11 protein-coding genes are annotated in these 14,874 nt (G+C 29.6%); all 11 read left to right on the top strand.

Annotated elements, in window-relative coordinates; all coding sequences use genetic code 11:
- The first annotated feature begins 140 nt into the window (after nucleotides 1–140).
- The 11 genes from IV513_RS08545 to IV513_RS08495 all read left to right on the top strand — a co-directional run bounded on the left by IV513_RS08545 (nucleotide 141) and on the right by IV513_RS08495 (nucleotide 14,873).
- Entirely contained in the window at nucleotides 141–2,096 is a 1,956-nt protein-coding gene (locus IV513_RS08545) for a nucleoside-diphosphate sugar epimerase/dehydratase (protein WP_209390157.1), read from the top strand.
- Nucleotides 2,097–2,194: 98 nt separating this feature from the next.
- Nucleotides 2,195–3,004 (top strand): polysaccharide biosynthesis/export family protein, encoded by an 810-nt coding sequence (locus IV513_RS08540; protein WP_209390156.1) that lies wholly within the window; start codon nucleotides 2,195–2,197, stop codon nucleotides 3,002–3,004.
- Nucleotides 3,005–3,031: 27 nt separating this feature from the next.
- Entirely contained in the window at nucleotides 3,032–5,410 is a 2,379-nt protein-coding gene (locus IV513_RS08535) for a polysaccharide biosynthesis tyrosine autokinase (RefSeq protein ID WP_317196411.1), read from the top strand.
- A 37-nt stretch (nucleotides 5,411–5,447) separates the two neighbouring features.
- The gene (locus tag IV513_RS08530; RefSeq protein WP_209390155.1) at nucleotides 5,448–6,755 is read left to right on the top strand and encodes a nucleotide sugar dehydrogenase; all 1,308 of its coding nucleotides are present in this window, start codon (nucleotides 5,448–5,450) and stop codon (nucleotides 6,753–6,755) included.
- A 45-nt stretch (nucleotides 6,756–6,800) separates the two neighbouring features.
- Complete coding sequence (locus IV513_RS08525) at nucleotides 6,801–8,189, top strand: lipopolysaccharide biosynthesis protein (protein ID WP_209390154.1); 1,389 nt, start codon at nucleotides 6,801–6,803, stop codon at nucleotides 8,187–8,189.
- Between the two features lie 241 nt (nucleotides 8,190–8,430).
- The gene (locus tag IV513_RS08520; RefSeq protein ID WP_209390153.1) at nucleotides 8,431–9,450 is read left to right on the top strand and encodes a glycosyltransferase family 2 protein; all 1,020 of its coding nucleotides are present in this window, start codon (nucleotides 8,431–8,433) and stop codon (nucleotides 9,448–9,450) included.
- Nucleotides 9,451–9,505: 55 nt separating this feature from the next.
- Nucleotides 9,506–10,507 (top strand): polysaccharide pyruvyl transferase family protein, encoded by a 1,002-nt coding sequence (locus tag IV513_RS08515; protein WP_209390152.1) that lies wholly within the window; start codon nucleotides 9,506–9,508, stop codon nucleotides 10,505–10,507.
- Nucleotides 10,504–11,592: a glycosyltransferase gene (locus IV513_RS08510; RefSeq protein WP_209390151.1), complete on the top strand. Its 1,089-nt coding sequence runs from the start codon at nucleotides 10,504–10,506 to the stop codon at nucleotides 11,590–11,592. The genes IV513_RS08515 and IV513_RS08510 overlap by 4 nt, the downstream gene beginning before the upstream one ends.
- Nucleotides 11,593–11,681: 89 nt before the next feature.
- The gene (locus tag IV513_RS08505; RefSeq protein ID WP_317196410.1) at nucleotides 11,682–12,773 is read left to right on the top strand and encodes an EpsG family protein; all 1,092 of its coding nucleotides are present in this window, start codon (nucleotides 11,682–11,684) and stop codon (nucleotides 12,771–12,773) included.
- Nucleotides 12,773–13,744, top strand: coding sequence for a glycosyltransferase family 2 protein (locus IV513_RS08500; RefSeq protein ID WP_209390149.1), 972 nt, complete (start codon nucleotides 12,773–12,775; stop codon nucleotides 13,742–13,744). The genes IV513_RS08505 and IV513_RS08500 overlap by 1 nt, the downstream gene beginning before the upstream one ends.
- On the top strand, nucleotides 13,728–14,873 hold the full coding sequence (locus IV513_RS08495; RefSeq protein WP_209390148.1) for a glycosyltransferase: 1,146 nt from the start codon (nucleotides 13,728–13,730) through the stop codon (nucleotides 14,871–14,873). Before IV513_RS08500 ends, IV513_RS08495 begins: the two co-directional genes overlap by 17 nt.
- Nucleotide 14,874 lies beyond the last annotated feature (1 nt).

The raw sequence follows: 14,874 nt of genomic DNA, 5'->3' as shown, positions 1-14,874 counted from the left end.
TAATTTTGAATCCATAAGAAGGTTTTTTTGTTGTCAACCTCAAAGATACTTTGAGTTACTTTAATTCCTTCTTATTTTTTTATTTAGGACGCTATTGATATGTTTACATTTGCAGAAATAACAAAATATAAGTTTGTTCAATGAAAAAGCTTTATAATGCTTTTAGATCTTTGTATGGAGGAGATAACGTAATGAAAATTACGGAGTTAAGATATATACCTAGATGGATTGTTCTTTTTTTAGATATTTTTATAGGGCTTGTTTCCATTACTATTTCTTATTATCTGATAGATAAACTTCACGTTAAAGTGAACTTTCCTCAATATATTTATTATAAAATAGTTTTTATACTATTTATAAACGCAATTTTTATGTTCGTTTATAAAACATATGCGGGAATCATCAGGCATTCTACCTTTTTTGATTTTTTTAAAATTTTATTATGCTCTGGAAGTACTTTACTAACTATGCTTTTACTCAATTTGAGTTTTAAGATTATTTTTGGTAAACCACTTTATCTTTATCCTAGTCTCTTTTTATATTTTTTTATTTCTATATTCATTATGTTTTTCTTCCGAATGATGATAAAACAAGTGTTTAATATATTAATTGATTATAAAGGTTCGGCTTCTAAAACAAGAGTAGCAGTGGTGGGAGTGAGTGATGCTTCTGTATCTATTGCTAGAGCAATTTTACATAATCCGAATTATCCCTACCGATTGGAAGGATTTCTTACGAAACGCTCGGATTCTCATAAAGCTCTATTATTAGGACATAAAATTTATAATATTGATAAATTTTTTAAAGACAAAAATTTAATCAGTGATTTTGATGCTATATTGATCATCAAAGAAATCATGGCGAAGCAGGAACTTGAAGAGTGGATGACTTTTGCTTTGGATAACGGTCTTAAAGTTTTAAATGCTCCTACACTAAGTAAGATGAGAGAATCTGATTTAGTTGGCGGAATAAGAAATTTACAGATTGAAGATCTACTTAATAGAAAGCCTATTAAAATCGAAAATATAGAAGTACAAAAAAGGCATTTTGAAAAAACAGTTTTGGTAACTGGCGGCGCAGGTTCTATTGGAAGTGAAATCGTTAGACAGGTAGCTCAGTTCAAGCCTTCTGTAATCGTAGTTGTAGATCAGGCAGAATCACCATTATATGAACTCGAATTAGATCTTCTTGAAAAATTTCCGGAGCAAATCTTTAAGTTTGTATTAGCAGATATTTCCAATAATTATCGTCTGGAAGCATTGTTCGAGAAGTATCAGTTTTCAATGGTTTATCATGCTGCTGCATATAAGCATGTTCCCCTAATTGAAGAAAATCCGCATGAAGCAATTTTTGTAAATGTTTTAGGAACAAAAAATATTGCATTGCTATCTAAAAAATATAAAGTGAACCGTTTTGTGATGGTATCTACCGACAAAGCGGTTAATCCTACCAATGTAATGGGGGCTTCGAAAAGAACAGCAGAGCTTTTTGTACAGTCATTACAGGGAAGCGAAGGCAATGTTACTAAATTTATTACCACCAGATTTGGGAATGTTTTAGGTTCTAATGGCTCAGTTATTCCACATTTTAAAAAGCAGATTGAGAAAGGGGGGCCGGTTACAATTACACATCCCGATATCATTCGTTATTTTATGACGATACCAGAAGCGTGCGAATTGGTATTGGAAGCTGGTACAATGGGAAGTGGTGGAGAGATTTATGTCTTTGACATGGGAGACCCTGTTAAAATTTTAGATTTAGCAAGAAGAATGATTAAATTATCTGGTTTTACTCCGGATGAAGACATAAAAATAAAGTTTATTGGGTTAAGACCAGGGGAAAAATTGTATGAAGAACTTTTGAGCGACAATACTACTACCGTTCCTACTCATCATCAGAAAATTATGATTTCTAAAGATCCCTGTATAAGATTTGAAGAAATAGATGTTCTTTGTAAACAGATTATTAAATCTGCCGTAAAAAGAGATAAATTACAGGTTGTTCGTCTCCTTAAAGAAATTGTACCGGAGTTTATCAGTAACAATTCTGAATTTGAAGTTCTAGATAAGAAAAATATAGAAATTTCAGAGTCGTAAAAGTTTTAATTAAATGGCTAAATTAAAAAATATTAATGTTTTCAAATAAACACATATTATAAATTAATAATCCTATTTTTGTGAAAAAAATTTCAAAAATGAATTTCAGAAGATATATGATCTGCGGAGCTATTGGTTTAGCTGCTTTCTCTTGTACCCCTAGGCAAGAAATCAATTATATGAAAGATATTGAAAGTGTAGCACTCGATAATTCTATCAAAAACAGTCGTAGTACTTTACAGCCGGGAGATCAGTTAATTATATCTGTTTCAGCTAAGGATATGGATGTGGTAAAACCATTCAATCAGAATTACTCGTCGAGTGCTACTATTACGCAGTATTCTATGCCCAGCTCCAATAATCTTCCTCAGCAATTACCTGTGTCAGGTCCAACATATATAGTAGATACGGATTGGAACATTCATTTTCCACAGATAGGAAAAGTAGTGGCAAAAGATGAAACCGTAGAATCTTTGAAAACAAAACTTGTAGATTTAATTTCAAAATATGTAAAGGATCCAGAAGTAAATATTAAACTGGTTAATTTTAAAGTGTCTATATTAGGAGAAGTTAATAAACCTGGAACGTATGTAATTCCGGATGGAAATACAACTTTACCCGCTGCTCTTGGTCTGGCAGGAGATCTTACTCCTTTTGGAATTAGAAAAAATGTTTTGATTGTTAGAAATGTTGATGGTAAATTCACACAGGAAAGGGTAGATTTAACGAGTGCTCAGTTTTTCAACTCGCCATACTATTATTTAAGACAAAATGATTTAATTTATGTGGAACCCAATGCAGTTCGAGAAAAAGCAGCCAGAATAGATCCAAATACAGGAATATATTTATCTGTTGCCTCTGTAATTGCTTCTATAGCTTTAGGGGTTTTAGCATTAACAAAAAAATAAATTTCTAATTCCTCACAATACTTAATAGTGGATTACAGTCAGAACCCGGAAGAATTTCAGGAAGAAAATCTTAATATTAGAGAAATAATTAAACCTTATCTGTTCAGGTGGTATTGGTTTGTCATTGGAGTCATCGCCGCACTTATAATTGCATGGTTTTTCTTGAGATATAGTGTTCCTATTTACAATACAGAATCTACATTATTAATCAAAGAGGTCAAAAAATCTGCGTCAAGCCAGCCTGAAATGTCGGTCATCTCCGAATTGGGAGGGATCGGAGGAATGGGTACCAATTCTGTAGATAACGAAATTGAGATTTTGAAATCTAAAAAGCTGATGCTTTCTGTAGTGAAAGAATTAGCATTAGAAACCAATATATACTCAAAGGGAAAAGTTAAAGAATCTGAACTTTATAAAGAATCTGCCCCATTTTTGGTAAGGATAATCAGTGAAAAGAAGAATGCTCAATATCCTAGTAAAGAAGTTACGGCTAAAATTCAGGGAAATGAGATTATTTTAGAATCTGAAAATTTTAAAACTCCTATTAAAGCTCAGTTTGATAAAGCTTTGTCTATGCCTTTTGGAGTAATTATGTTTCAAAAAAACAATCAGTTCAAATATAAGCCGGAAGATAAAAATCAGCAATATACCCTTCAATTCATGTCTGGTATAAATAGAACCAGATACTATTTGGCTAAATTAAATGTTGCTTTAGTTCAGAAAGAAGCAACCGTTCTAAAGATATCAATCACAGATCCTATTCCGGAAAAATCTGAAGATATTTTAAATCGACTTGCCGTTAATTATAACAGAGAAGCCATTCTGGATAAAAACTCCGAAGCCCAGAAAACAGCGAGTTTTATAGATGATAGAATTAAACTGATCAGTAACGAATTAGGTTCTGTAGAAACTCAGAAAGAAGACTTTAAAGTTAGAAATAATATTGCTGATATACAGACTGAGGCAGAACTTTCACTGGAAACAGCTACTAAAGGAAGAGAGAAACAAATAGAGAATGAATCTCAGCTGGAACTGGTGAACAGTTTATTGAGTTCTATTAACAGACAGGGCAATTATCAGGTTTTACCTCTCAACGTAGGACTTTCAGATTCCGATGCTTCATCTAATATTGGAATGTACAACCAATTGGTGATTGAAAGAAGCCGCTTATTAGAAAATTCTACAACAGCCAATCCACTTGTCGTGGATCTTACCAACCAGGTGAATAGCATGAGGAGTTCTGTAATTCAAAGTTTACAGAAAAGCAGATCTGCTCTTCAAATAGCAAGAAACAATATTAATAGTGAACAAAACCGTTTATCGGGAAGAATTTCTAGAATTCCGGTTCAGGAAAAGCTTTTCAGAAGCATAGAAAGGCAACAGACAATTAAAGAGCAGTTGTATTTACTGTTGCTCCAGAAAAGAGAAGAAGCAGCCATTTCTTTGGCTATAGCCGCACCAAAAGCTAGAATTGTAGACGATGCTTTAACGAATCCGATACCGGTTTCTCCAAAGAAGATGATTATTTATTTGGCGGCCTTAATTATTGGACTTTTAATTCCGTTTGGTATTATTTATTTAATCGAATTATTCAATAATAAGATTAAAACTAAGAATGACCTGGAAAAACTTGTACATGGTGCTACAGTGATTGGTGAACTGCCATCTTTAGAGAAAGGTGAACCTGAAATAGTTCAAATGAACGATTTATCACCATTGGCAGAAGCATTCAGAATACTGATTACCAATATTAATTTTATGTTGCCGAAAGGTAAAAAAGGGAATGTTATTTTTGTAACTTCAACAGTGAAGGGGGAAGGTAAAACTTTTACTTCAGTGAATTTAGCATTAACTTTAGCTACTCCGCGAAAAAAAGTAATCATTATTGGTTCTGATATCAGAAACCCACAGTTACAGCGATATAATGAGAATAGAAGAGGCTTGATAGGTTTATCGGAATTTATGTACGATGATAGTATGAAAGCTTCAGAAATTATTCATCCTACATCTTTTAATCCCCACTGTGATGTAATATATTCAGGAGCAATTACGCCTAATCCTACTGATCTTTTATCCAATGGTAGATATCAGGAATTGGTTGAAAGTTTAAAACAGGATTACGACTATATCCTTCTGGATACAGCACCTCTTATGCTTGTTACCGATTCTTTTCTCATTGCTGATACAGCTGATGTTACGGTGTATATATCTCGGTCTGGCTACACAGAAAAAGAATTGGCATTATTCATCAATAAACAGATTGCAGAAAAGAAAATTAAAAATGTTGGAATGGTTCTTAATGATGTGAATAAAATACACAGCGGATATGGTTATGGTTACAAATACGGGTATGGATATTCTGCTGATAATAAAAAGTCATTCTGGAAAAGACTATTAGGTAAATAGAATAATTTTTAGTCTTTTCTGAGTAATTTAATAGATAATGAATAGTAGATATAATATTTGTGTGATAGGTTTAGGATATGTCGGATTACCGCTTGCCAGACTTTTTGCTACAAAATATTCTGTAGTAGGTTTTGATATCAATGAGAAAAGAATTGCCGAACTTAAATCTGGTAATGACGTTACTCAGGAATTGAATAATGATTGTCTTCATGAAGTATTGTTAGAAGAAAATCCTTTACAGAAATCAGAATCAAATCAAAAGGGTCTGTATTGTACTTCTCTGCTAGAAGATATCAAAATTGCTGATATTTATATAATTACCGTTCCAACACCTGTAGATAAACACAATAGACCAGATTTAACTCCACTTTACAAATCAAGCGAAACGGTAGCTAAGGTATTACAAAAAGGAGATATTGTTATATATGAGTCTACAGTTTATCCCGGAGTTACCGAAGAAGAATGTGTTCCTGTATTAGAAAAAGTGTCAGGATTAACATTTAATCAAGATTTTTTTGTTGGATATTCTCCGGAACGGATTAATCCGGGAGATAAAGAGCATACAGTAGATAAAATTTTGAAAGTAACTTCAGGTTCAACACCTGAAATAGGAAAAATTGTCGACGATTTATATCAATCGGTAATTACTGCAGGTACGCATCTAGCTCCATCTATAAAAGTTGCCGAAGCTTCAAAAGTGATTGAAAATTCTCAGCGAGATCTCAATATTGCATTTATGAACGAATTGGCGAAAATTTTTTCTTTAATGGATATTGATACCCACGATGTTTTAGAAGCAGCAGGAACCAAGTGGAATTTTTTAAAATTTAAACCCGGCTTAGTGGGAGGTCATTGTATTGGAGTAGATCCATTTTATCTGGCTCAAAAAGCACAGGAAATAGGATATTATTCCGAATTAATCTTAGCAGCAAGAAGACTGAACGATTCTATGGGGGCATTTGTCGCATCTCAGGTTGTTAAATTAATGATTAAAAACGATATTAAAGTAAAAGGATCTAAAATTTTAAATCTCGGAATTACTTTTAAAGAAAACTGTCCTGATATAAGAAATTCAAAAGCGATTGATGTTATTACCAATCTACAAGATTATGGTGCAGAGGTAGTTACATATGATTCTTGGGCAAACTCTGAAGAAGTTAAAAACGAATATAATATTCATTGTATTTCACAACTTCAGGAGGATGTACAATATGATGCTATTGTTCTCACGGTATCACACAAAGAATTTTTCACATTAGATTTAAAAAAAATTCTTAAGAAAAATGGCGTTATTTACGATGTAAAAGGTAGTTTAAGTAAAGAAATTGTCAGTAAGCGACTATAGACTTAATATTTAACCTGAAATATTAACATTTTAAAATATAATGAGTTGAAAGAACAAAAAAGTTTACTTAATTTAACAATATTATATTCTATAGGAAACTTTTCTTCAAAAATTATAAGTTTCATACTTATTTTTTTTACTACATTTTATCTTTCAAAGGAAGATGTTGGAGCTTATGATTTGATATTAATAACATTAAGCTTATTAAGTCCATTTGTTACTTTCCAACTGACTGATGCTGCGTTAAGATGGTTGTTGGGCGATGATAGTATTAGGATTAAAAAAGAGGTGTTTTCTACAATCTCTGTAATTCTTGTACTGTCACATTTTGTATTGTACTTTATTATGTATTGCTACAATTATTATTATCCAATAAAATATTTTAATCTACTTTTTCTCTTGGTTCTATGTCAATCAATTTATCTGTTTTTTTTACAATTTATTCGTGGTCTTGGTAAAAATGGATTATACGTTTGGGCGGGTGTAATCTATACATTGATCTACGTCCTATTTGCCATATTTGTACTCATGGTTTTGAATTATAAAATTGAGGGACTATTATATTCCAATATATTAGCAGGCTTTTTTGTGAGCATTTTCTTATTTGCTGTTGGAAGATTATATTCTTTTTTTAATTTAAAATACGCGAGGGTTGATTTTGGCAAAACTTTACTACGATATTCTACCCCTCTAATTCCTAATTCACTGAGTTGGTGGGCAATTTCATCTTCGAATCGGTATATTATTTTAATGTATTTGGGGACGGCAGCAAATGGTATTTTTGCAATAGCATATAAACTTCCCACTATACTGCTAATGATTGTAAATGTGTTTTATCTTGCTTGGCAGGAAAAAGCAATTACAAGTTATGATAGAGAAGATAGAGACGAATATTTTTCGAAGGTTTTAAAAGATTATATTAGAGTACTGTTTTCAATATCAATTTTAATAGTAGCCGCTAATAAATTGGCATTGTCATTTATGGTAAGTAAAGATTTTTTTGATGCATGGCAGTACACACCACTTCTTTTACTGAGTATAATTTTTAGCTCAATCGCTGGTTTCTATGGGACAGGTTATCTTGGTGCAAAAAAAACGAAAGGAGCGTTCACAAGCAGTATTTTTGGTGGAATTACAACTGTAGGCTTATCGTTCATGTTAATTTCGCGTTTCGGATTATTTGGCGCAAGTGTGGCGGTTGTTATTGGGTATATCGTACTTTTATTAATAAGATTTTCACATATAAGAACTTTATTAAAAATTATTTTTCCAATCAGATTATTTATTACCTTACTTATTGTCTTTGTCGCTGTATCAGTTCTAAATTATGGTAATAATTATAGTTTATATTTAAACTTAGTGTTAGCATTTTGCTTTGTTTTTTATATTAATCGAAAACAATTATTAAGTTTAAATCAGTTTTTAGCAAAGTGATTTCTAAAAAAGTAATAGTCAATGAAAAATGATATTTTCAAATTTTAAGAAAAATAAAATGTTGATTAGAATTGTTTACAAAATAATGATAATAAATCAGATATTTTATTTGCATAAGCCAAAGTTTAAGTGTTTACGGGATGTTTTATTAATTGTATTAATAATTCAGTTGCTAATAAAATCTTTCCTTCAGCCCAATGAATGGTCGTGCTCTCATTAAGAATATGAAAAATGATGATATATGGAAATAAATAATTCGACTATTAAGATGGTGTCTATCGTTATGCCAGTATATAACGTTGAAAGATATATTGCAAAAAGTATTGAAAGTATTTTAAAACAAACTTATACAAATTTTGAGCTACTAATAATTATAGATGGTTCCCCAGATAAGAGTAAGTTAGTTGCAGAAACATTTGATGATCCTAGAATTAGTATTTATGAGAAACCTAATGGAGGTCTTTCTGATGCAAGAAATTACGGATTAGAAAGAGCAAATGGAGAGTATATCCTGTTTGTTGACAGTGACGATTGGATAGAACCAAATTTGCTAGAGTCTACATTGAATTTTTTTGATGAGGATGAGGTTAATATTGTTGTTTTTGGGTATATACTTGATAATGAAGATTTACAAAAAAAGCTTTTGTCATCAAAAAAAATTATTTGTGAAGATCTTGTATTAAATAGGGGGGAAGATGATTTTTATTTTGATGAAAATATGATAAATATTTTAGGCTATGCTTGGAATAAAATATATAGAGCAAAATTTTTGAAAGATCATTTTATTTTTTTCGAGAAAGGAGTTTCTTTAGTAGAAGATATACTATTTAATTCAAAAGTTTATGAAAAAACAAATAGATTAATTTTTCTAAATGCCCCACTGTATCATTATATTGATAGACCCTCTGAGTCTTTGATCAAAACTTTTCACAAAAATTCTTTTGAACTTTATTTAAAAAAGGCAAATGCAATTGAGGCTTTTTTAAATTCTTGGAGAATTTCTGAAAAAAAAAAAAAAATTGTATTAGCTTCAGTTATTACAGCAGGTATTAGGTACTGTGTAAACAATCTTTTTGCGTTTAAAAATAATTTATCCGAAAAAGAAAAAATTGATTATATAAAATTGATTATAAGTCATACTGAAACACAAAAATACATACGATATTATAAAGCAGTTAGTGTTTATGATAAACTTTATAAAAAAATAATTAGCGCTAAAGCAGTGTTTTTGTTATATATATTATGCAAAATAAAAAAATAAAATGTTTATAAGTAATTATTTTTCGTTCGAAACCAAAACAAGAATCTTACTTTTTTTGCAAAAATTTAAAAGCAGAGGCTTTTTATCCGACATAAAAAATGATGGTGAAAAGAAAGTTTTTATTTTTTTAGCAGCAGATTACGGAAATCTAGGAGATGTGGCGATTACTTATGCTCAGACAGAGTTTTTAAAAAAGGTACTAAAAGAATATAGAGTTATAGAGATACCTATAAGTAAAACTCTTGATGGTATTTGTGCTATCAAGAAAATTATAGCTTCTGGCGATATTCTAACTACTGTTGGAGGTGGTAATCTTGGAGATTTATATGATCAGATAGAATTCTACAGACAGCTGGTTGCAGAAAGTTTTCCAAATAATAAAATTATATCTTTTCCGCAAACATTTGATTTTTCAGAAAAACCGAAAGGAGTGAAAGCTTTAGTGAAAGCAGTGAAATCATATAGTAAGCATGATGATTTAGTGTTTATTGCTAGAGAAAAGGTTACTTATGATCTTATGAAGAAACATTTTATCAAAAATAAAATTATTCTCACCCCTGATATTGTAATGAGTCTCAATAAAAGTACTCCAGATTTTGAAAGAAAAGGAGCTGTATTTTGTTTAAGAAATGATGACGAAAAGCTACTGAAAAAATCAGAGAATGATCTACTTATCGATTTAGTAAATAGAAGGTTTGACGATTGCACTTTCTACGATACTCATATTAATAAAAACTATTTAACTGTTGATGAAAGAAAGCTTGAACTCGAAAAGATATGGAATACTTTCAAAAAAGCTGAATTGGTAATTACAGATAGATTACATGGGATGATTTTTTGTTATATAACAAATACTCCTTGCTTAGTTTTTCAAAATAATAACCATAAAGTAAAAGGTTCTTATGAATGGATAAAAGACTATAGTTCTGTTTGGCTGATTGATAAATTCTCTGAAGATCAAATAAGTAAAATACTTTCAGAGAGTAATTTTTTTAGATCAGAATTTTCTCAGTTAGAAAAAGAATTTAAAGCTCTTTCAAATGAATTAGTATTATGAAAAGAATTCTCCATATTATAGGTTCTATGAACAGAGCTGGAGCCGAGACGATGCTGATTAATTTGTACAGAGTTTTGGATCGAGATCAGTATCAGTTTGATTTTCTGTATTTCACAGATAAAAAATGTGATTATGATGATGAAATTGAGAAATTAGGAGGTAAGATATACAGAGTTAAAAGTACAGGCTCAGTGAGTAGGTTTTGGGAGACTTATAAATTTTTAAGATCCAATAAACAATTTTATGCGGTTCACACTCATACTTTACTGAATAATGGCTTTAATGTTTTAGGGGCGTCTTTAGCTGGTCATCAAAAAAGAATTTCACATTCACATAGTACCTCAAATGTTTCTAATAACAGTTTTTCTAGTAAGATATATTTTCACTTATCAAAATATTTAATTAATACTTTTTCTACAGGTTTAATTGCTTGTGGTTATGAAGCAGGAAATTATCTGTTTTATAAGAATAAGCAATTTAAATATTTACCCAATGCAGTAAATTTTGATGATTTCAACCATACGCATAAAAGCCTTAGGCCTTATTTTGAATGTGATGAAAATACACTTCTAATTTGTCAAATTGGAAGGTTTTTGAAAGTCAAAAACCATTCATTTTCTATAGAGTTGGCAAAGTATATGGATGAGCGTAACATTGATTTTAAATTAATATTTGTTGGAGATGGTGTTTTGAGAGAAACGATGGAGAGAAAAGTTAAAGAGTATGGTCTGGATTCCAAAGTTGAATTTCTTGGTTTAAGAAAAGATATTCCAAGAATATTAAGCAGTTCAGATTGTATGATATTGCCATCATTACATGAAGGATTTCCTGTAGTATTGGTAGAATCTCAAGTAGCGGGTACACCCTCATTAATTTCTACAAATGTTGCCAAAGAAGTTGATTTAGGAGTTGGTTTGATTCAATTTGAATTTTTATCTTCGAATTTTAATTTGTGGGTTGATAAGTTGCAGAAAATAAGTAAGCTGAAAAAAAGAGATAAATGTCATTTGAAAGTATTGGAAGATAAGGGTTTTAATACAAAAAGTAGTTTAAAACAGTTGTTAAATTACTATAATGATATTTAATTCAGAATCAAAACAGTATCTTCAATTAATAGTGAAAATATAAATGCTTTTCACATATTAGAATTATATTAATCCGTTTAATAAATTATATGTTTGATTTAATCCCCATTGACTTATATAGTAATATCTACAATTATATTCTACTTGGAATACTATTACTAGTTACTTTATATTCTATGAAATTCAGATTAAAAAATGCGGTTAATATATTCAATGTTAATATTCTATTAGTCTTCTTATTTGTTTTTACATTATTTTATATAGGTTTCAGACCGATTAGTGGGAAATTTTTGGATATGACAACTTATAATTATGAATTTGAATATTATAAATCTGGTGGGGATCCCACTAAGATTAAATCAGATTATTTTTTTTGGTATCTAACGTATTTTACCTCTAAATTTTTAAATGCTAATCAGTATTTTTTTTTACTAGCATGCTTTTATATCATCCCTCTATTTATTGTTTCAAAAATATTTTTCAAAAAGTACGCATTTTACTCATTTTTCTTATTTGTTGCGTCATTCTCTTTTTGGGCATATGGAACAAATGGAATTAGAAATGGAATTGCAACATCTATTTTTTTACTTGTTTTTGTGACCGATAAAAGGTGGCTTCAAGTACTGATTCTTTGTATATCTATACAGTTTCACAGTTCTATGATAATTCCAACAATTGGGTTTATTGTAGCAAATTTATACAAAAATCCTAAGAATATTGTATATGCTTGGTTTGGTTGTATACCTATTTCATTAGTATTAGGAGATGTAATACAAACATTATTTGCTGGATTAATTGAGGATGATCGGACATCATATTTGACAGAAGGGAATATTAATAATGATAATTTTAGCAGTGTAGGATTTAGATGGGATTTTGTTTTATACAGCTTTTCTGCAGTTTATGCTGGATACTTTTACATTATTAAAAAAAAATTTAATGACAATAAATATAGAATTATCTACTCAACATATGTCATTACTAATGCTTTCTGGATTTTAGTCATTAAGGCAAATTTTTCAAATCGATTTGCTTACTTATCTTGGTTTCTAATGGCTATAGTTATTATTTATCCTTTGTTGAAGAAGCAATTATTTAAAGATCCATACAAGGCAATTATTTATGTGACACTCGCTTATTTTGGTTTTACATTTTTTATGAACGTTATAAAATTAAGTTAATGATATTATCTATAATAATTCCAATGTATAATGTCTCTCACTACTTAGAAGGGTGTATTAAAAATATTCAGATTGATGAGATTGATTATGAAATACTGATGATAAATGATGGCTCTCTAGATGATTCTTATGATGTTGCAAATGATTTAATTAATGTAAACAGTAGGATTAAGGTTTTTTCTCAAACTAATAAAGGTCTGGGGGGAGCAAGAAATTTAGGAATCAAAAACGCTAATGGAAAATATATTTTATTTTTAGATGCAGATGATATTTTAATCAAGCAAAATTTTCAATTTTTGAAGGAAGAAGTATCCGAAATTATAGAATTTTCTTCAAAAAATATTACATCAAATAATAATATTCTTAGCGAGTTTCATGCAAAAAATGTTGATGAAAAATTAGACGGAATTTCCTACTATAATGATTATCCCTCAATGTTTTCAGCTTGTAATAAATTATATTCTAAAAAATTTTTATCTCAACATAATTTATTGTTTACGGAACAAATATATATAGAAGATTTTGAGTTTAATACTCGATCATTTTTCTTATGTAAACAGATAAAAAGTTATGATGAACAACTACAGTATTTTGTTCAGGTAGAAAATTCTATTACAAGAAATTTTGATAAACAAAGAAAAATAAAACTTGTCAATGATATGTTAGAAGTAGGTTATCATATTATGAATTTTACAAGAAACCTGACATTATCAAGTTTAGAAAAAAAATTTGTTAAAGAAAGATTGACTTATTTAACGGTTGATATCATTTTCCATACTCTGAAAAATCATTTAGGAGATAAGTTTTTAAGAGAAAAAATTAATGATTTGAAAAAGAATAATTTATATAATTTAGATTATAACTTGAAACATAGAAATAAAGATTTTTTTCGAAAAGTTTTAAAATTTCCTTTTGGACTAATTCTGATAAAGTTTTATTTGAAAAAAAAATATCATGAAAAAAAGATCTAAATTTATATTATTAACTACAGTACCAATATCATTAAATTTCTTTCGAAATCAAATCAATAAGTTAAATGAAATTTATGAGGTAACATTAGTAAGCTCCCCATCATTATTGCTTGATGAAATTGCTAATGAAGAAAATGTGAATTTTAAGGCAATAAAAATGAATCGTAATATATCATTAATAAACGATGTTAGAAGTTTAATTAATTTAGTACTTTATTTTTTAAGTGAAAAGCCAAACATCATTCACTGCAATACACCTAAAGCTTCTTTACTTGGTCTACTTGCCGGATTTCTCACGAAAGTTCCCCACAGGATATATTACATTCATGGTTTGAGATATCAAGGAGCAAAAGGTTTTAAAAGAAAACTACTTAAAGGAATGGAAAAGGCTGCTTGTTTTTTTGCGACTGATCTTATTGCAGTGAGTAATGGAATTAAAATAACAGCTCATGAGGAATTAACCAATAAAACTATAGAAGTAATCCATAATGGTAGTGTTAATGGAATGTTCATCAGCGAATATATCAATGCTAGATATAACAAAGCAATAATACAGGAAGAACTATGTATTTCCGATGATGATTTTGTTTTCGGTTTTATTGGCCGTCTTGTAGGTGATAAAGGAATTAACGAATTGGTGTCGTCATTTGAGGAATTAAATCAAATAAATAAAAAGATAAAATTAATTTTAGTAGGACCTTATGAAGATGATTTAGATCCTTTAGAAAATTCTACAAAGCTAATTATCAAGAAAAATCCTAATATAATTGAAGCAGGTTTTCAGAAAGATGTAAAAAAGTATCTCTCATTAATGAATGTCTTTGTATCACCATCTTATCGAGAGGGGTTTGGTTTGTCTTTATTGGAAGCTAATTTAATGGGAATACCTATCATAGCTTCAAGAATTACTGGCTACGAAGAAATTATAAAAGAAGATAAAAATGGCTTTTTAATACCCCCTAAAAATAAAGAAGCATTGCAAAGTAAAATGGCTGAAGTATTTTTACAACAAAACAAATTATGTGAAATGAAAGAATTTTGTATTAATAATGTAGTTGAAAAATACAATCATGAAGATGTTCTACGTGAAGCAATAAATTATTATCAATCCATTAGTATATCAAATTAAT

It is taken from the genome of Chryseobacterium sp. RR2-3-20 (assembly GCF_017808115.1).
Classification (GTDB): domain Bacteria; phylum Bacteroidota; class Bacteroidia; order Flavobacteriales; family Weeksellaceae; genus Chryseobacterium; species Chryseobacterium oryzae.
The sequence above is the reverse complement of the archived record's forward strand: the minus strand, read 5'-3'. Positions and strand labels throughout refer to the sequence as shown.

Bases quoted from the DNA above. Each gene is read 5' to 3' on its own strand.
- IV513_RS08545 (WP_209390157.1), top strand. From the start codon at position 141: ATGAAAAAGCTTTATAATGCTTTTAGATCTTTGTATGGAGGAGATAAC.
- IV513_RS08540 (WP_209390156.1), top strand. From the start codon at position 2,195: ATGAATTTCAGAAGATATATGATCTGCGGAGCTATTGGTTTAGCTGCT.
- IV513_RS08530 (WP_209390155.1), top strand. From the start codon at position 5,448: ATGAATAGTAGATATAATATTTGTGTGATAGGTTTAGGATATGTCGGA.
- IV513_RS08520 (WP_209390153.1), top strand. From the start codon at position 8,431: ATGGAAATAAATAATTCGACTATTAAGATGGTGTCTATCGTTATGCCA.
- IV513_RS08510 (WP_209390151.1), top strand. From the start codon at position 10,504: ATGAAAAGAATTCTCCATATTATAGGTTCTATGAACAGAGCTGGAGCC.
- IV513_RS08505 (WP_317196410.1), top strand. From the start codon at position 11,682: ATGTTTGATTTAATCCCCATTGACTTATATAGTAATATCTACAATTAT.
- IV513_RS08500 (WP_209390149.1), top strand. From the start codon at position 12,773: ATGATATTATCTATAATAATTCCAATGTATAATGTCTCTCACTACTTA.
- IV513_RS08495 (WP_209390148.1), top strand. From the start codon at position 13,728: ATGAAAAAAAGATCTAAATTTATATTATTAACTACAGTACCAATATCA.